We start from the raw sequence: 17,548 nt of genomic DNA on the forward strand, positions 1-17,548 counted from the left end.
CGGCAAGGGTGCGCGGACGCGGTGCCGTACGCGTGATCCTGCTGCCCGCGGCGCGTCCGGGCGGCCCGGACGCGCCGAGGGTACGGGATCGTCGCCGGCGGAACCCCTGTGTCGCACCGGCGGCGGCCTCGGTGCCCCTAGATCCCCACGGGGTGCCAGACCGTCTTGGTCTCCAGGAAGGGCTTCAGACGCGCGGTACCGGGATCGGGGTCGAGCCAGGCGTCCTCGCCGCCGTCGGAGCCGGGGCCGGGGCGCAGCACCCGGGTGAGGGTGTCGGCGGCGGCCCTCTCGAACTCGGCGGCCAGGTCCCCGGCGCCGGTCAGGTCCAGGGCGTTGACGTCGGCGTGCGAGGCCAGGTGGGGCCCCAGTTCCGGCACGCGTCCGGTGAGCAGGTTGACCACGCCGCCCGGCAGGTCGGAGGTGGCCAGCACCTCGGCCAGGTCGATCGCGGCCAGCGGCGCGTCCCCGGAGGCGACCACGACGGCGGTGTTGCCGGTGGCGATCACGGGGGCGACCACGGAGGTCAGGCCGAGCAGCGGCGCGTTCCGGGGGGCGAACACCGCGACCACGCCGGTGGGCTCGGGCGCGGAGTGGTTGTAGTAGGGCCCCGAGACGGGGTTGGCGCCGCCCAGGACCTGGGCGACCTTGTCGGTCCAGCCCGCGTAGTACACCCACCGGTCCACGGCGGCGTCGACCACGCGTTCGGCGTCGGCGCGGGAGAGCCCCTGCGCGACCGCGGCCCGGGCGGCGAACTGGTCGCGGCGCCCCTCCAGCATCTCCGCGACCCGGTACAGGATCTGGCCGCGGTTGTAGGCGGTGCGGCCCGACCAGCCGCCGAAGGCCTTGCGCGCGGCGGCCACGGCGTCGCGGGCGTCCTTGCGGGAGGCGAGCGGGGCGTTGGCCAGGTGCTGGCCGCTGGCGGAGGTCACGGGGTAGCTCCTGCCCGATTCGGAGCGGGGGAAGGCCCCGCCCAGGTAGAGCTTGTAGGTCTTGCGGACCGCCAGCCGGGCGGGCGCGGCGGCGTCGGCCGCGCCCCGTGCGGCCTCGGCGGCCCCGGCCGCGCTCTTGGCGGTCTTCCGGTTCTCGCGCCGCTCAGCCAAGGTAGGCCTCCAATCCGTGCCGCCCGCCCTCGCGGCCGTATCCCGACTCCTTGTAGCCGCCGAAGGGGCTGGTCGGGTCGAACTTGTTGAACGTGTTGGACCAGATCACCCCGGCGCGCAGGCGCTCGGCGGTCCAGAGCATGCGCGAGCCCTTCTCGGTCCACACCCCGGCGGAGAGGCCGTAGGGGGTGTTGTTGGCCTTGGCCACGGCCTCCTCGGGGGTGCGGAAGGTCAGCACCGAGAGCACGGGGCCGAAGATCTCCTCGCGGGCCACGCGGTGGGACTGGCTGACGCCGGTCAGGACGGTGGGCGCGAACCAGTAGCCGCTCGCGGGCAGCTCGCAGGCGGGCGACCAGCGCTCGACGCCCTCCTCCTCGCCGGTGCCGGTGAGTTCGCGGATGCGCTCCAGCTGCGCGGCGGAGTTGATCGCGCCGATGTCGGTGTTCTTGTCCAGCGGGTCGCCCAGGCGCAGCTTGGCGACGCGCTCCTTGAGCCGGGGCAGCAGTTCCCCGGCGATCGACTCCTGGACCAGCAGCCGTGAACCGGCGCAGCACACGTGGCCCTGGTTGAAGAAGATCCCCGAGACGACGCCCTCGACCGCCTGGTCCAGGGCCGCGTCGTCGTAGACGATGTTCGCGCCCTTGCCGCCCAGTTCCAGGGTGAGGCGCTTGCCGGTGCCCGCGACCGAGCGGGCGATCTGGCGGCCGACCGCGGTGGAGCCGGTGAAGGCCACCTTGTCGGCGCCCGGGTGCTCCACGAGGGCGCGGCCGGTCTCGCCCGCGCCGGTGAGGATGTTGACCACGCCCGGGGGCAGGTCGGCCTCCTGGCAGATCTCGGCGAAGGCCAGCGCGGTGAGCGGGGTGGTCTCGGCGGGCTTGAGCACCACGGTGTTGCCGGTGGCCAGCGCCGGGGCGACCTTCCACGCGAGCATGAGCAGCGGGAAGTTCCACGGGATGACCTGGGCGGCCACGCCCAGCGGGCGCGGGTCGGGGCCCAGCCCGGCGTGGGCGAGCTTGTCGGCCCACCCGGCGTGGTAGAAGAAGTGCGCGGCGACCAGGGGCAGGTCGACGTCGCGCGTCTCCTTGATGGGCTTGCCGTTGTCCATCGACTCCAGCACGGCCAGTTCGCGCGAGCGCTCCTGGATGATGCGGGCGATGCGGAACAGGTACTTGCCGCGCTCGGCGCCGGGCATCGGCCCCCAGACGGTGTCGAAGGCGCGGCGGGCGGCGGCGACGGCCCGGTCCACGTCGGCGGGTCCGGCGACGGCGACCCGGGCGAGCTCGGTCTCGTCGGCGGGGTTGAGGGTGGTGAGGTACTCGCCGCCCTCGGCCGGGGTGAAGGCGCCGTCGACGAACAGCTCGTAGTTCTCGCGCAGGGTGACGACGGAGCGGGACTCCGGTGCGGGCGCGTACTCGAAGATCACGGCTCTCAGTCCAGCGTGTAGTAGTCGGGGCCCGGGTAGGTGCCGGTGGACAGCCTGGTGCGCTGCATGAGCAGGTCGTTGAGGAGGCTGGAGGCGCCGATCCGGAACAGGTCGGGGGTCAGCCAGTCGGGACCGGCGACCTCGTTGACCAGGACCAGGTTGCGGATGGCGTCCTTGGTGGTGCGGATGCCGCCCGCGGGCTTGACGCCCACGCGCCTGCCGGTGGCGGCGTGGTGGTCGCGGACCGCCTCCAGCATGACGAGGGTGACCGGCAGGGTGGCGGCCGGGGACACCTTGCCGGTGGAGGTCTTGACGAAGTCGCCCCCGGCCCGGATGGCCAGGTGGGAGGCGCGGCGCACGTTGTCGTAGGTGGCCAGCTCGCCGGTCTCCAGGATGACCTTGAGGTGGGCGGCGCCGCAGGCCTCCTTGACCGCGGCGATCTCCTCGAAGACCTTGAGGTAGTCGCCGGACAGGAAGGCGCCGCGGTCGATGACCATGTCGATCTCGGCGGCGCCGTCGGCGACCGCGCGGCGGGTGTCGGCGAGCTTGACCTCCATGGGCGCCCGGCCGGAGGGGAAGGCGGTGGCCACCGAGGCCACGCCGACCCCGGTGCCGCGCAGCGCCTCGACGGCGGTGGCGACCATGTCGGGGTAGACGCACACGGCGCCCACGCGGGGCACGGTGGTGTCGGCGGGGTCGGGGTGGGCGGCCTTGGCGCACAGGGCCCGGACCTTGCCGGGGGTGTCGGCGCCCTCCAGGGTGGTCAGGTCCACCATGGAGATGGCCAGGTCGATGGCCCGGGCCTTGGCGGTGGTCTTGACCGACCGGGTGGACAGGTCCTGGGCGCGGGCTCGCGCGCCGACCTCGTCCACGCCCGGGAGGCCGTGCAGGAACGCGCGGAGTTCGCGGTTGGTCGCCGCCTCGGGCGCGAATGGGGTGTGGGGCACGGGCACCTACAGCTCGTCGGGTTGCTGGCCTGCCCGTCCGCTGTGGCCAGCGGAAACGGGGCTCGCGGCGCGGCGCGCGGGGAGGTCTTCCCGCGAGGCCGGGCCGTCAGGCAGTCACCCTAACGCCGGGTGGGGCCGCCGTCAGCACCCGTCCGGATCGAGCCGCCCAAGGTTGGAGGAGCCTCCAAGGCATGCCCTGGGTTTTCGTCGTCCTTTCCTCCAATACGGCACGGAGAACCCCCAGAAAAGGGCATCCGTACTGTTCTGTCACCTTTGGGAAGGACACGCGCGGTCTAGACCGGACCACTCCCTTTTCGCACCTGGGCGAGATGCGAGACTGGCCCGAATCCTCCCCCCGACCCGCACCGCCGGACCCGGGAGCCGGAGGAGCGGACCCCGAGGCGACGGGAGCGGTGATGTCGGCCGGAGAGCGGAGCGGGCCACGCGCGGGCGGGGCGGAGCCGGTGCGCCTGGTGCGGCTGGACCGGGCCACACCGGAGACGGACCTGTTGCGGCGGGCCGTGCTGCGCCACCGCCTGCCGCCCGGCCAGCGCGGACACGTGCTGCTGCCGGTGACCACCCTGCCCGCCGCCGACGCCGACCCGGCGCGCACGCCCTTCGCCGTCGTCGGTCCGGGAGCCGTCGCCGACGCCGCCGGGGCGCGGGCGGCCTGCGCGGGCTTCGGCGTGCTGGACCGGGCCGTGCACGCGCGCGACCTGGTACCCGACCCGGCGCGGGCGGTGCTGCTGCGCGCCTTCTACGTCACCACCGCCTGGCAGAACCGGGGCGTGGGGCGGGCCGTGTGCTCCCCGCCGCTGCTGGACCGGTTGGCCGCGCAGGTGGCGCCGCGGGCGGCCGAACTGGTGCTGTGCGTGGACGAGGCCAACCACGCGGCGGCCCGCGTCTACGCGCGCGCCGGGTTCGTCTTCACCGGCCGCCGCTTCGTGGACACGGCGGGGGGACCGCAGCTGGTGATGGTCCGCCCGGTGCAGCGGGACTGAGCGGAGCCGGGGGTCCGGCGCGTTCCGGTCCGGGGAAAGGGCTCGTCTAGGCTGGGCGCATGGCGGAGTTCCGGATCAGCAGCGACGACGAGCGGGTCGACCTGCGCAGGATGGCGGTGGCGCTGGCCGAGTCCCAGGGGTGGGCGCGCGAGGAGGTCAGCGTCTGGGACAACCGCCGCGGCGAGGTGATCGTGACGGTGGACGACTCCCTGCTGCGCAAACCGGAGGCCGACCCCCTGCACCGCACCCGGCACACCCCCCGCGACGTGCACGACGCCTGTGAGACGCTGCGCCGTGAGGAGGCGTCCCTGCGCCGTGTGGACTTTCGCGTGCTGCGCGACGAGACCGCGCGCTTCTTCTCCGCCGGGTGGACCGTCGCCGACGCGCTGCACGCGCTGGGGCACCGCCCCGACGGCGTGCCGTGGCCGAGCGGCCCCGACTACCAGGGCACCGACTGGCTGCACGCCCGCCTGAAGGCGTGGCGCACCCCCGACGGCGACATCCGGCCCTCCAAGTCGCAGGAGGACGCCCAACTGCGGGTGATCAGCCGGGCGGGCCTGCCCATGGACATCGGCCTGCCCGAGGACGCCGAGGTCGCGCAGCGCCCCGTGGCCAGTCAGGCGGTCGCGCGGTCGGCGGCCGACGACGCTCGCAGGCTCATGCGCCAGAACGCGCGGACCACCACCGACTCCCTGGCCCACCGCGACCGCACCTCGGCCAGGATCACGCGGGGGGACCGTCGCTAGGACGGTGGGGAGGGCCTCCGTCGGCGGCGGGTCTTCGCTCCTCCACCAGGGCGACCATGCCGTCTGCGGCCTCCCCGAGGAGGAGTTCGGCCGGTCCCCTGCCCGCCGTCAGCCGCCACAGGGTGGCGAAGACCAGTGCCCCCAGGACGAAGCCCTCCAGCAGCCACGGCCGGTGCCAGCCGATCCCGCCGGAGGCGGCGATGACCATCGCCAGGGCCAGGATGTGCCCGGTGTAGACGGTCAGCGGCATCCGGCCGACCGAGGTCAGCGGGTACATGAGGGCCCGGAAGCGGTCGCACAGGAACATGCACACCACCAGCAGCACGAGTCCCTGGCCGACCGCCTCGGCGATCTCGAAGGTGGTGCCGGTGTGGGGCGTGCCGACCGCCAGCCACCACCAGGAGTCGGTGGGCACCTGCCCCGAGAGCGACTGCGTCTCCTCGACCACCGCGGCGCGCACCAGGGCCGCCGTCGCCTCGTCGGTGACCTCGCCCGGGGGCAGGCCGGTCAGGGCGGGGCCGCTGGCCTCCACCAGGCGGTCCATGCCGCCCGTCGGGTTGAGCAGGACCCAGGAGCCGAGGTGTCCGAACAGCAGCAGGACGGCGCCGGAGGCCAGCAGGCGCAGCCGCACCGCGGTGGCGGCCAGGTCCAGCCGCCCCAGCGCCATCCCCGCGGTCACGAAGGCCATGAAGGTGATCGCCGGGTAGTAGCCGGTCAGGAAGAACTCGCTGAGCGAGGACAGCGACGACGTGCGCGGCGAGGGCGGGAAGATATTGTCGCGCAGCAGGAACGACAGCGGTGGGCCGAGCACGGCCAGGGCGCCCGCCACCGTCCACAGCGCGCCCGAGCGCAGTTTGAGCAGGGGCAGGGCCAGCACGAAGAAGCCCGCGTAGTAGGTCAGGATGATGGCGACCGGGACCCCCATGAGGTCCAGCACCAGGCCCAGCACGCCGATGAGCGCCGCGCGGGTGAGGATGCGCACGACGGCCCCGCGCAGGCGGTCGCCGCCGACCGGGTCGGTGCGCCCGGTCATCATGGCCAGGGAGGTCCCCGCCAGGAGGGCGAAGAGCGCCGAGGAGTTGCCGCGCACGACACCGTGCAGGTCCCAGGCGTAGCCCTCGGGCGACAGCAGCCCCATGGACTCCACGCCGAGGTGGACGACGAACATCCCGAACACCGCGAGGGCGCGTGCGGCGTCGATGCCGTCGATCCGGCCCCGGCCCGAGGACGGGCCCGCGGGGGCGGCGGAGGTCTCGCCGGACTGGTTCTGTGTCACGCCCGTCAGGCTATGCCGTCGCCCGCGCGGCAACAACGGGCCGGGGCACGTGGCCGGTGGCGGCCACGTGCCCCGGCGCCGCCGCCGTCAGCCCGCGCTCTCCCGCTCCCCGGCCAGGGTGCTGAAGAAGTCGAGCGCCTCGGGGTTGGCCAGCGAGTCGCGGCTGGCGACCCGCTCGGGCCGCTCCCCCATGAGGATGCGCTTGACCGGCACCTCCAGGACCTTGCCCGACAGGGTCCGGGGCACCGCGCCGATGACGCGGACGCGGTCGGGCACGTGGCGGGGCGAGCAGTCGGTGCGGATGCGGCGGGCGATCTCCCGGGGCAGGTCGCCCTCCAGGTCGGCGCCCTCCCGCAGCACGGTGAACAGCTCGATCCGGGAGGAGCCGTCGGCCTGGGGCACGTCCACGACCAGCGCGTCGACGACCTCGTCCAGGGCCAGGACCGCGCGGTAGATCTCGCTGGTGCCCATGCGCACGCCGCCGCGGTTGATGGTGGAGTCGGAGCGGCCGTAGATGACCGCGGTGCCGCGGTCGGTGATCGCGATCCAGTCGCCGTGCCGCCAGACGCCCGGGTAGACGGAGAAGTAGCTGTCGCGCAGCCGCTCGCCGCTGTCGTCGCCCCACAGGAACAGCGGCATGGACGGGGCGGGCTCGGTGACGACCAGTTCGCCGACCTCGTTGACCAGCTCCCTGCCCTCGGGGTCCCAGGAGGCCACGGCCATGCCCAGGGCCCGGGACTGGATCTCGCCCTCGTGGACGGGCAGGGTCGGGGTGCCGCCGACCAGGCAGCTGCACACGTCGGTGCCGCCGGAGGTGGAGAACAGCCACAGGTCCTCGCCGAACTCCTCATAGACCCAGGAGAAGGCCTCGGGGCTGAGCGGCGATCCGGTGGAGCCGATGGCCCTGAGCGCGGACAGGTCTCGGCCCCGGCGGGGGTGGACGCCCTCCTTCATGCAGGAGGAGAGGAACCCTGCGCTGGTGCCGAAGACGGTGACCCCGGCCTCGGCGGCCAGGTCCCACAGGGCGTCCAGGTCGGGGGCCGCGGGGCTGCCGTCGTACAGGACGATGGAGGCCTTCGTCAGCAGCACGCTGACCAGGAAGTTCCACATCATCCAGCCGGTGGTGGTGAACCAGAAGACCCGGTCGTGCTCCCGGGCGTCCAGGTGCAGGTGGAGGTTCTTGAGCTGTTCGAGCAGGATGCCGCCGTGCCCGTGGACGATGGCCTTGGGCAGGCCGGTGGTGCCCGAGGAGTAGAGCACCCACAGGGGGTGGTCGAAGGGGACGGAGGCGAACTCCAGCTCGGCCCCGGCCCCGGACTCCTCCAGTCGGCCCCAGGGCAGGGTGCCGTCGAGGGACTCCCCGGGGTGGAGGTAGTCGAGCAGGACGGTGTGCTCGACGGTGGGCAGGGCCGCGCGCAGCTCCTCCACGACGGGGCGGCGGTCGAAGTCCCTGCCCCCGTAGCGGTAGCCGTCCACGGCGAGCAGGACCTTGGGCTCGATCTGGGCGAAGCGGTCGATGACGCTGCGCACGCCGAAGTCCGGGGAGCAGGAGGACCACACCGCGCCCAGGGAGGCCGCGGCGTAGAAGGCGGCGACGGTCTCGGGCAGGTTGGGCAGGTAGGCCACGACGCGGTCGCCGGGGCCCACCCCCAGTCCGCGCAGTCCGGCGGCGATGGCGGCGGTGCGGCGGCGCAGGTCGCCCCAGGTCCACTCGCCGAGGCCGCGCAGTTCGGTGGCGTGGCGGATGGCCACGCGGTCGTCGTCGCGGCCCTCGAAGAGGTGCCGGGCGTAGTTGAGGGTGGCACCGGGGAACCACTCGGCCCCGGGCATGGCGCGCTCGCCCAGGACCCGCTCGTAGGGGGTGTCGGAGCGCACGCCGTAGTACTCCCAGACCGACTCCCAGAAGCCGTCGACGTCGGTGACCGACCAGCGCCACAGGGAGTCGTAGTCGAAGGACGCGGCGGAGGCGTCGCCGAAGGCCCGGACCCCCTTCTCGCGCTCGGCCCATCGGGCGAACGCGACGATGTTGGAGGACGCGGCCCTCTCCCCGTCGGGCTTCCAGAGCACCCGGGGCACGCTGTTCTCCGTCATTGGCCCGCCTTCCCATTCGCACTGTGTTCCGCACGGCGTGTTGCCGGCCGTGTGTTGCTGTGAGACCCATCTAACAACACCACATGTCGGCGGCCACGGCCCGGCCCCCGGGGTGACGGGGGCCGGGGGGCGCGTCGAGTGCGCAGGTCACCGGTGGGAGGGGACCTGTGTGCGGGACCCGCCGCCGGGCGGGCGCGCGGGCGTGGGCGGTACCCGTTGACAGGGGCCGGAGGCGGGTGGGAGAGCCGGTGACCGGATCTTTGCCGCGCCTTCCGGAGCGCGGGCGGCGGCCCCGGACCGGGCGGTCGCCTCAGTCGCCGCGCAGCGCGGCCACCGCGGCCGCCGGGGAGTCGACCACCGGGGAGCCGGTGGCCTCCAGGCGGGCGCGGGACATCAGGCCGCTGGTGACGAGGATGGAGCGGGCCCCGGCCTCGCGGGCGGCGCGGGCGTCGTCGTCGATGTCGCCGATCAGCACGACCCGGGCCGGGTCGATGCCCTGGTGTTCGAGGTGGCGCACCAGGTGCTCGGCTTTGGAGTCGTCCTCGGTCTGGAACCGGCGGCCGTCCACCCGGGTGAAGTGCCCGGTCAGCCCGCGCTCCTCGATCAGGGGCACCAGGTGCTCGTGGGAGGCCATGGACAGCAGGGACTGGGTGCCGCCGCCGCGGGTCCACTCCCGCAGGACGTCGGGGACGCCCGCGGTGAGTTCACAGGAGGACAGCAGCTCCTGGTAGCTGCTGTCGTAGTGCCTCTCGGCCCGCTCCCACTCGCCCTCCTCGAAGGCCCGGCCGAGGAGCTCCTCGTAGCAGGGGATGAGGGGACGGCGGAAGACGGAGCGCCAGTGGTCCAGCTCCACGGGGTCGCGGCCGAACAGCTCGCACACGGCGTTCACCGCGGCGAGGTTGGCGTGGTTGTCGTTGAGGAGGGTGCCGTTCCAGTCCCAGACGATGTGGGTGCTGTCGTGTCGGTCGAAAGTCGTCTCAGCCATTGACCGCACTTTACGGGCACCGGCCCCGGTCGGGGAATGCGTCGTGCGCCACCCCGGCCCGGCTCCCGCGCCCGACGGGGAGCCTCACCCGGGACGGGTCTCCCCCGCCGGGCCACCGCCCTCCGCGCCGGTGGGCTCGCCCGTGTCCGTCCCCTGCGGGCCGGCGCCCCGCGCCTCGCGGCGTTCCCGGCGCAGCCGCCGCCCGCGCCGGACCGCCCACACGCCCGCCGCCACCATGAGCGGGAACACGACGAGGACGAGGACGGGCACCAGGAGGGCCAGCAGCGAGGTGACGAAGCTGACGACGTCCTCCAGGAAGGAGGCCACCGGGGCCGCGCACCCCAGGGACACGGAGTTGGCCACCGGCCGGGCCAGGGACTTGACCGCGTGGAAGGCCAGGGAGACGACCACGCCCGCGACCACCGCCCACCAGGAGACCCCGTCCCCGCCCGCGGCGGCGCCGGAGGCGGCCCCGGTGATCTCGCCGAACTCCACCGCGGAGGCCCCCGCCCCGAAGGTGATGCCGCCGGAGGTGGGCCGCACCACGGTCTGGAGGGCGTCGTTGAAGCTGTCGACCGCGGGGATCTTGTCCGCCGCGAACTCCACGACCAGCAGCACGGTGAGGACCACGAGGGTGGCGGGGTGCTCGATCCACTGCCAGGACTCCCCCAGCGGGACCAGGTCGGTGAAGCGTGCGAGCAGTCCGACGAGGAGGAGGGGGATGTAGGCGTTGAGCCCGGCCGCGGAGGCCAGGCCCAACCCGGTCAGTGTGGTGAGCATGCGCTTCCTTCTGTGCTCCCGGGGTGGGGCGCCGTGCGGTCGTGCGGTCATCGCCCGGCGCCGCTGTACCCGTGTTGACGCTCGCGGAGCACGCGGGGTTCTCGGTCCGGCCCCCTACTGCCGGTAGTTCTCGACCTCGGAGACGGGGCGCGGCTCGGCCTCGTCGGGGTCCTGGTCGAACTCGCTGCGGGCCCTGCGCTGGCGGAGCAGGTCCCAGCACTGGTCGAGCGCCTCCTCGACCTGCTTGATGCGGGCGCGCTCCTGCGGGTCCAGCCCTCCGGCGGTGGAGCGGAGCGCGTGCTCCTCGTCGATCAGTCCGCGGATGGTGGCCATGATGTCGTTCTCGGCGCTGTCAGTCATACCGCCATGGTCGGTTCGGGGCGGGGCCGCGGGCAAGGCTCCCCACCCCCGCGTTGCCCAGAGCGGACCGGACGTTTACGCGCGGTGACGGCCCCCGCGCACGGCACGCGGGCGTCCGCGTGCGCGGCGACCGGTCCCCGTTCGTCTGGGAAACTCCTACTACGGCCGCGTTGGCGGTGAGACGCGCGTCCACGGGGGGCGCACCGGCGGAATGCGTTCCCGGCCCCCGCCGTTGGATACCACGAGGGGGTATGGTAATGGCATCTGAGCAGGAACGACACGGAAGCGGGAGCATGGCTGCGACCCACGGTTACAGTAACGACAAGCAGAGCCACATCAACCGGCTGCGCCGTATCGAGGGCCAGATCCGCGGGCTGCAGCGGATGGTCGAGGACGACCAGTACTGCATCGACATCCTGACCCAGACGTCGGCGGCCAACAAGGCGCTGCGGTCCTTCGCGCTGTCCATGCTCGACGAGCACCTCAAGCACTGCGTGTCCAACGCGGTGGCCAACGGCGGCGAGGAGGCGGACGCGAAGGTGCGCGAGGCCTCCGAGGCGATCGCCCGCCTGGTCCGTTCCTGACCCCGCCGCTCCCGCCCCCGCGCCCGGCCTGCCGCGGCGGGGCGTCGCGGCAGGCCGGCGGGGCACGGCGGTCCGGACCCGGCGGAGTCCGGACGGCCCCCGGTCAGTGCACGCCGTAGCGCGCGTGCAGGTTCTCCAGCAGGCGCGCGCCCTCCCGGCGGGAGGCCTCCGCGTCCAGGTAGTCGACCGACTCGTTGGCCACGAACGAGGACGGGCGCCCGCCGTCGGCGAACCCCAGGCGCGAGGTGTCGCCGCCGGTGGCCTTGCGGATCCCCCAGTTGGCCAGGATGCGCGCCCGCGCGGTCGCCGAGGGCACCGCCATCAGGTGGTACCCGCGGGTGACGCCCAGCGCGGGCAGTCCGCTCAGCTCCATCTGCATGACGCGCGCCAGCGCGTCGTTGCCGCTCAGGTCCACGACCAGCCCCATGTCCCGGTGCCGGAACTCCTTCATCGGGCGCCCCAGGACCGACGAGACCACGTTCTCGGCGACGGTGGCCGCCTGGCGCGTGGCGTACTGGGCGGTCGGCGGGCAGTAGTCGCTGTCCTCGTGCGAGAGGTTGGGCACCGCCGCGGCGTCGCCGACGGCGAAGACGTCGTCGAGTCCGGGGACCCGCAGGTCGGCGCCGACCTCCAGGCGCCCCTTCTGGGTGGGCTTGTCCAGGGTCGACATGAGCGGGCTGGGCGAGACGCCCGCCGTCCAGATGAGGGTGCGGCAGGGCAGGGCGCGGCCGTCGGTGAGCACCACCTTGTCGTCGGTCACCTCGCGCACGCTCACCTTGAGCTTGACCTCGACGCCGATGGAGCGCAGCAGGTCGAGCGCCTTGCGGCCGAGGCGGTCGCCGAGCTCGGGCAGCACCTTGGGCGCGATGTCCACCAGGTGCCAGCGGATCACCGAGCGCAGGTCCGGGTAGCGCTTGGCCGCCTCCTGGCACAGGCGCATGAGCGAGGCCGCGGTCTCGACGCCGGTGTAGCCGCCGCCGACGACGACGAAGCGGCAGCGCTCCTCGCGCTCGGCCGGGTCGCGGCTGTCGTTGGCCAGCTCCAGCTGGGCCAGGACGTGGTCGCGCAGGAGCACCGCCTCGGCCAGCGTCTTGGCGCCGTAGGCGTGCTCGGCCAGACCGGGGATGTCGAAGGCGCGGGTGACCCCGCCGGGCGCCAGGACCAGGCGGTCGTAGCGGACCGGGGCGAGTTCGCCGGTGGGGCGCCGTACGACGACCACGCGGTCCCCCGGGTCCACGCCGACGGCGTGTCCGGGGACGAACCGGGTCTGCCGGGTCAGCCGGTGCACCGACATGGCGACCGACTGCGGTGTGAGCAGCCCGGAGGCCACCTGCGGCAGCAGGGGGCTGTAGAGCATGTAGTCGTGCGGCGCGACGAGGGCGATGTCCGCCGCGCCCGCCGGGATGCGGCGTTCGAGGTGGCGCAGGGTGTGGAGACCACCGAAGCCCGCGCCGACCACCACGATACGAGGCCGAGACATAGACAGCGCTCCTTCTGACGTGTCGTGGGGCGGGACGGCTGAGTGCGTCCGTTGGGCCGTTGGACGCAGCACTACCCACAAGACCGCGGCCAATGTATGGCCGGGTCGGCGGATCCCGGAGCCGCCACCCGTGACCTGCCGGGGACTTTGCCCGCCGTTGGCGGCCCCTGTGGAGGACGGGGCGGCCCCCGGACCGGTCCGAAACACCCGTGCGGGGGAGTTCGTGATTTCCGTGACTTTCTGTAACAAGATAATCACGTCAGGCACTGACGCTCGACACGAAGGGAGTCGTGAACGCGTATGCGTACGTTCACCAGGATCACCGCCGCGGCGGTACTGGCCGCCGGACTGACCGTCGCCGGTACGGGGGCCGCCGTGGCCGCCACCGCGGACCAGGACGACTCGCGTCCCGGGGGAGTGCTCGGTTTCCTCTTCGACGGGGTCTTCGGGGAGAACACCGACCCGCCGGTCGTCGGGGAGGACGAGGACCCGCCGGAGGTCAACGGGGCCCCGGGGACCACCGCCGAGGAGAGTCCCGTTCAGGAGTCACCCGCCGACGAGGCCCCGGCGGCTCCGGCGGAGCAGGGCACGGACACGGGCGGCGCCACGGGCGGCGTGTAGGACGCGGGCGTGGTGCCGGGGCGGGCCGCGGGCCCGCCCCGGCCCCCTGTCAGGGCCCGAGCCGGATCCGGACGACCCCGGTGCCGCCCAGGTCCAGCCACACGCTGTCGGGTGTGCGCACCAGCCGCAGGACCAGGGTCCGGCACCGCGGGCAGCTCGCCACCAGACCGGGTCCGTCCGTCGTCACGTACAGCTCGGCGAAGGTCCCGCACGCCCCGCACACCGAGCAGCGGCGCTCGGCCGAGGTCAGGTCCACCGACATGATCTCCGACAGCGGTCCGGCCAGCGCGTTGGCGTCCAGGTGCTCCGGTTCCCTCATCCGCCACCTCCACCCGAGCCGAAACGCTCGGTACGCACCCGCCGGGGGTCGTGCCCCAGCGCGACCAGGGCGTCGGCCACCGTCTCCACGAAGCCGGTGGGCCCGCACACGAAGCACACCGGCGCGAACTCGGCGGGGAGGCCGTGCGTGTTGAGTTCGGCCACGCCCAGCCGTCCCGGCCCCCGGACCGCGCCCTCGGGCGCGCGGCGCGTGTAGGCCAGGAACACGTCGACCCCTCCGTCGCCCGGCCGGTGCGCGCCCAGCTCGTCCCGGTAGTACCGGTCCTCGGGGGTGCGCAGCGAGTACAGCACCCGGAACAGGGCCCGGCCGCCCGTCCGGCGCCGCTCGCGCACCATCGCCATCAGCGGGACCACGCCCGAGCCGCCGCCCACCAGGACCGCCGGGTCGGGCGACGCGGCGTCCCACACGAACCAGCCGCCCAGCGGACCGCGGACCTCCACCCGGTCGCCCGGCGCGAACACGTCCACCAGGTAGGGGGAGACCTCCCCGCCCGCCACCCGCTGCACGGTCAGCTCGACGCGCCCGCCGTCCGCGGCCGAGGCGATCGAGTAGCCGCGCTGGGCGGTGTAGCCGTCCTCGGCGGTCAGGCGCACGTCCACGTGCTGGCCCGGCCGGTGCCCGGGCCACCCCGGCACCTCCAGGACCAGGGTCCTGGCGCTCGCGGTCTCCCACCGGTCGGCCACCAGTTCGGCGGGCCGCCAGGCCGCCATCAGTCGCCCTGGTAGCGCTGTTCGCGCCACGGATCGCCGTAGTCGTGGTACCCGGCCTGCTCCCAGAACCCGGGCTCGTCCCCGTCGAGCAGCCGCAGCCCGCGCACCCACTTGGCCGACTTCCAGAAGTACAGGTGCGGGACCAGCAGCCGGGCGGGTCCGCCGTGTTCGGGGGCCAGCGGTTCCCCGCCGAAGCTGTGCACCACCCAGGCCCGGCCGTCGGTGAGGTCCTGGAGCGGCAGGTTGGCGGTGTAGCCGCCGTGGCTGACCGCCAGGGCGTACTCGGCCGCGGTCTCCACGTCCTCCAGGAGGATGTCCACGCTCACGCCCGCCCAGTCGGTGTCCAGCTTGGACCAGCGGGTGACGCAGTGGATGTCCACGCGGGGCCGCTCCTGGGGCAGGTCCAGGAACTCGTCCCACGTCCAGGAGTGCGTGCCGCCCGCCTCGTCGGCGATCGCGAAGGTCCATTCGGCCGTGTCCACGTGCGGTGTGGGACCGGCCGACAGGACGGGGAAGTCGTGGGTCTCGTACTGCCCCGGGGGCACACGCGAGGGGTCGCCTCCCCTGCGCCCCTGGAAACCCCTGCTCACCACGTTCATGGCGCTCCTCCTCTCCGGTGCCTGGCGCCCTGTCTACCCGGCGGCGGGTCAGCGCAGGGCATGACCGGCGCCAAATCCCGGGATGGGCCGTCAGGGGCACGGCGGGCGGGGGCGCCCGGTAGCGGAGGAGCACGCGGGTACGGGGGGGACGGCGGCCGAAAGCGGCTCGGGGCGAACGCTCAGTCGGGCTCGGCGGCGGGGACCGTCAGGGCGGCCCGGCCCATCTCCAGCAGCAGCCCCGCCATGTGCCGCCGCGACAGCTCGCCCCGGCTGTGCGGGGTGGAGTTGAGCAGCCCGAACACGGCGTGCACGGCGGCGCGCAGGACGGTGGCCGAGGCGTCGGGGCGCAGCTCGCCCAGCACCCCCACCCACTGCTCGACGTAGCCGCGCTGGAGGCGGCGCACCCGGCGCCGGTCGGCGTCGGTGAGGTTGCCCAGCTCCCGGTCGTGCACCGTGATCAGGTCGGGCTCGTCCAGGGCGAAGGCGATGTGCCCGCGCAGCAGGGCCTCCAGCGCCTCCTCGGCGCCCGACGCCCGCACCACCAGCTCGCCGCCCCGGAGCGCCAGGCGTTCGCTGACGTCCACCAGCACCGCGCCGAGCAGCTCCTGCTTGCCGCGGAAGTGGCGGTACAGGGCGGGCCCGGTCGTGCCGACGGCGCGGCCGAGGTCGTCGATGGACACCCCCCGGTAGCCGCGCTCGGCGAAGAGCCGCGCCGCCGCGCCCAGGAGCGCCGCGCGCCGCTCGCCCGCGGGTCTGGCCCCCATCCGGTCTCCTCCCCTCCCCCGGTGTCGCGCCGGGCCCTGGACACCCATGTTAGTAGTCACTAACATCCCAGATGTTAGTGAGCATTAACACCCCTCCACGAGAGGACACCATGAGCAGGGCACCTGTGCTCGGCACGGCGGTGGACACCGCCGGGCCCGCGTTCGCCGCCAACGACGCGGCGAACCGCGCCCTCGCCCTGGAGCTGCGCGAGCGGATCGCCACCGCGGCCCTGGGCGGCCCGGAGAGGACCCGGACACGGCACGTCGAGCGGGGCAAACTCCTGCCGCGCGACCGCGTGGACCTCCTCCTGGACCCCGGCTCCCCCTTCCTGGAGATCGCCCCCCTGGCCGCGTACGGGCTCTACGGCGCGGACGGACAGGACGCCCCCGGTGCCGGGATGATCGCGGGCGTGGGCCGGGTCATGGGCCGCCCGACGGTCGTGGTCGCCAACGACGCCACGGTCAAGGGCGGCAGCTACTACCCCATGACCGTCAAGAAGCACCTGCGCGCCCAGGAGGTGGCGCTGCACAACCGGCTTCCGTGCGTCTACCTCGCCGACTCCGGGGGCGCGTTCCTGCCCATGCAGGACGACGTCTTCCCCGACCGCGAGCACTTCGGCCGGATCTTCTACAACCAGGCCACCATGTCGCGGATGGGCATCCCGCAGATCGCCGCGGTGCTGGGCTCGTGCACGGCGGGCGGCGCCTACGTCCCGGCGATGAGCGACGAGGCGGTCATCGTGCGCGAGCAGGGCACGATCTTCCTGGGCGGCCCGCCGCTGGTCAAGGCGGCCACCGGCGAGGTCGTCACCGCCGAGGAGCTGGGCGGCGGCGACCTGCACTCGCGGGTGTCGGGGGTCACCGACCACCTGGCCGACGACGACGCGCACGCCCTCACCCTCGTCCGGCGCATCGCCGACACCCTCGGCCCGCCCGAACCGCCCGCGTGGGAGGTGCGCGAGCCCCGTCCCCCGGCGCTGGACCCCGGCGAGCTGTACGGGGTGGTGCCCGCCGACACGCGCACCCCCTACGACGTGCGCGAGGTCATCGGCCGGATCGTGGACGGCAGCGAGTTCACCGAGTTCAAGGCCGAGTACGGCACGACCCTGGTCACCGGGTTCGCGCACCTGCACGGCCACCCGGTCGGGATCGTCGCCAACAACGGCATCCTGTTCGCCGAGTCCGCGCTCAAGGGCGCCCACTTCATCGAGTTGTGCGACCGGCGCGGCGTGCCGCTGGTCTTCCTCCAGAACATCTCCGGGTTCATGGTCGGACGGGACTACGAGGCGGGCGGTATCGCCAAGCACGGGGCGAAGATGGTCACCGCCGTGGCCTGCGCCCGCGTCCCCAAGTTCACCGTGGTCGTGGGCGGGTCCTTCGGCGCGGGCAACTACAGCATGTGCGGGCGGGCCTACTCGCCCCGGTTCCTGTGGATGTGGCCCAACGCGCGCATCTCGGTGATGGGCGGGGAACAGGCCGCCTCGGTGCTCTCCACCGTCCGCCGCGACCAGATGGCCGCGCGCGGGCAGGAGTGGTCCGCCGAGGACGAGGAGGCCTTCAAGGCGCCCGTGCGCGACCAGTACGAGGAGCAGGGCAGCCCGTACTACTCCACCGCGCGGTTGTGGGACGACGGCGTCATCGACCCCGCCGACACCCGCGACGTGCTCGCCATGGCCCTGTCCGCCGCCCGCCACGCCCCGCTGGAGCCGGTGGGCTACGGCGTCTTCCGGATGTGAGGAAC

General features: G+C 73.9%; 18 protein-coding genes. 5 read left to right on the forward strand and 13 right to left on the reverse strand.

The window, feature by feature from the left end; all coding sequences use genetic code 11:
- Positions 1-137: 137 nt before the first annotated feature.
- The 3 genes from PV789_RS20950 to deoC are packed head-to-tail and all read right to left on the reverse strand — an operon-like array spanning position 138 to position 3,476.
- Complete coding sequence (locus PV789_RS20950; protein WP_274974193.1) at positions 138-1,100, reverse strand: aldehyde dehydrogenase family protein; 963 nt, start codon at positions 1,098-1,100, stop codon at positions 138-140.
- On the reverse strand, positions 1,093-2,523 hold the full coding sequence (locus PV789_RS20955; RefSeq protein ID WP_274974194.1) for an aldehyde dehydrogenase family protein: 1,431 nt from the start codon (positions 2,521-2,523) through the stop codon (positions 1,093-1,095). The genes PV789_RS20950 and PV789_RS20955 overlap by 8 nt, the downstream gene beginning before the upstream one ends.
- Before the next feature lie 5 nt (positions 2,524-2,528).
- Positions 2,529-3,476 carry a deoxyribose-phosphate aldolase gene (gene deoC / locus PV789_RS20960; RefSeq protein ID WP_274974195.1) on the reverse strand — a complete coding sequence of 316 codons (948 nt, stop codon included), beginning with the start codon at positions 3,474-3,476 and terminating at the stop codon, positions 2,529-2,531.
- A 410-nt stretch (positions 3,477-3,886) separates the two neighbouring features.
- On the opposite strand from deoC, the gene PV789_RS20965 reads away from it, so the two are divergent.
- Together PV789_RS20965 and PV789_RS20970 are read left to right on the forward strand one after the other, a co-directional pair.
- Entirely contained in the window at positions 3,887-4,471 is a 585-nt protein-coding gene (locus PV789_RS20965) for a GNAT family N-acetyltransferase (RefSeq protein WP_274974196.1), read from the forward strand.
- A 59-nt stretch (positions 4,472-4,530) separates the two neighbouring features.
- Positions 4,531-5,217: a hypothetical protein gene (locus PV789_RS20970; RefSeq protein WP_274974197.1), complete on the forward strand. Its 687-nt coding sequence runs from the start codon at positions 4,531-4,533 to the stop codon at positions 5,215-5,217.
- Here PV789_RS20970 and PV789_RS20975 read toward each other — a convergent pair.
- The 5 genes from PV789_RS20975 to PV789_RS20995 all read right to left on the reverse strand — a co-directional run bounded on the left by PV789_RS20975 (position 5,195) and on the right by PV789_RS20995 (position 10,709).
- Complete coding sequence (locus PV789_RS20975) at positions 5,195-6,493, reverse strand: heparan-alpha-glucosaminide N-acetyltransferase domain-containing protein (protein WP_274974198.1); 1,299 nt, start codon at positions 6,491-6,493, stop codon at positions 5,195-5,197. The genes PV789_RS20970 and PV789_RS20975 overlap by 23 nt on opposite strands.
- Before the next feature lie 87 nt (positions 6,494-6,580).
- Complete coding sequence (locus PV789_RS20980) at positions 6,581-8,584, reverse strand: acetoacetate--CoA ligase (RefSeq protein WP_274974199.1); 2,004 nt, start codon at positions 8,582-8,584, stop codon at positions 6,581-6,583.
- Positions 8,585-8,894: 310 nt separating this feature from the next.
- Positions 8,895-9,569: an HAD family hydrolase gene (locus PV789_RS20985; protein WP_274974200.1), complete on the reverse strand. Its 675-nt coding sequence runs from the start codon at positions 9,567-9,569 to the stop codon at positions 8,895-8,897.
- A gap of 84 nt (positions 9,570-9,653) precedes the next feature.
- Positions 9,654-10,349, reverse strand: coding sequence for a DUF4126 domain-containing protein (locus PV789_RS20990; RefSeq protein ID WP_274974201.1), 696 nt, complete (start codon positions 10,347-10,349; stop codon positions 9,654-9,656).
- 114 nt (positions 10,350-10,463) lie between these two features.
- Entirely contained in the window at positions 10,464-10,709 is a 246-nt protein-coding gene (locus PV789_RS20995; RefSeq protein WP_274974202.1) for a DUF2630 family protein, read from the reverse strand.
- Between the two features lie 293 nt (positions 10,710-11,002).
- Here PV789_RS20995 and PV789_RS21000 point away from each other — a divergent pair, with 293 nt between their 5' ends.
- Positions 11,003-11,293 (forward strand): metal-sensitive transcriptional regulator, encoded by a 291-nt coding sequence (locus PV789_RS21000; RefSeq protein WP_047869300.1) that lies wholly within the window; start codon positions 11,003-11,005, stop codon positions 11,291-11,293.
- Between the two features lie 103 nt (positions 11,294-11,396).
- Here PV789_RS21000 and PV789_RS21005 read toward each other — a convergent pair whose 3' ends face one another.
- Complete coding sequence (locus PV789_RS21005) at positions 11,397-12,773, reverse strand: NAD(P)/FAD-dependent oxidoreductase (protein ID WP_274974203.1); 1,377 nt, start codon at positions 12,771-12,773, stop codon at positions 11,397-11,399.
- A gap of 300 nt (positions 12,774-13,073) precedes the next feature.
- On the opposite strand from PV789_RS21005, the gene PV789_RS21010 reads away from it, so the two are divergent.
- Positions 13,074-13,394 carry a hypothetical protein gene (locus PV789_RS21010; RefSeq protein WP_274974204.1) on the forward strand — a complete coding sequence of 107 codons (321 nt, stop codon included), beginning with the start codon at positions 13,074-13,076 and terminating at the stop codon, positions 13,392-13,394.
- A 49-nt stretch (positions 13,395-13,443) separates the two neighbouring features.
- Here the strand turns inward: PV789_RS21010 and PV789_RS21015 are convergent, their stop codons facing one another.
- The 4 genes from PV789_RS21015 to PV789_RS21030 form a co-directional block, all read right to left on the reverse strand.
- The gene (locus PV789_RS21015; RefSeq protein ID WP_274974205.1) at positions 13,444-13,713 is read right to left on the reverse strand and encodes a DUF6510 family protein; all 270 of its coding nucleotides are present in this window, start codon (positions 13,711-13,713) and stop codon (positions 13,444-13,446) included.
- Positions 13,710-14,444, reverse strand: coding sequence for a ferredoxin reductase (locus PV789_RS21020; RefSeq protein WP_274974206.1), 735 nt, complete (start codon positions 14,442-14,444; stop codon positions 13,710-13,712). The genes PV789_RS21015 and PV789_RS21020 overlap by 4 nt, the downstream gene beginning before the upstream one ends.
- Positions 14,444-15,043 (reverse strand): sulfite oxidase-like oxidoreductase, encoded by a 600-nt coding sequence (locus PV789_RS21025; RefSeq protein ID WP_274974207.1) that lies wholly within the window; start codon positions 15,041-15,043, stop codon positions 14,444-14,446. The genes PV789_RS21020 and PV789_RS21025 overlap by 1 nt, the downstream gene beginning before the upstream one ends.
- A 179-nt stretch (positions 15,044-15,222) precedes the next feature.
- Positions 15,223-15,807 (reverse strand): SACE_7040 family transcriptional regulator, encoded by a 585-nt coding sequence (locus tag PV789_RS21030; protein ID WP_274974208.1) that lies wholly within the window; start codon positions 15,805-15,807, stop codon positions 15,223-15,225.
- A 125-nt stretch (positions 15,808-15,932) separates the two neighbouring features.
- Between PV789_RS21030 and PV789_RS21035 the strand changes: the two genes are divergently transcribed.
- A complete protein-coding gene (locus PV789_RS21035; protein ID WP_248774640.1) occupies positions 15,933-17,543 on the forward strand; it encodes a carboxyl transferase domain-containing protein in 1,611 nt (536 codons plus the stop codon).
- Positions 17,544-17,548: the final 5 nt, after the last annotated feature.

Source organism: Nocardiopsis camelliae (assembly GCF_028993595.1).
GTDB lineage: Bacteria > Actinomycetota > Actinomycetes > Streptosporangiales > Streptosporangiaceae > Nocardiopsis > Nocardiopsis dassonvillei.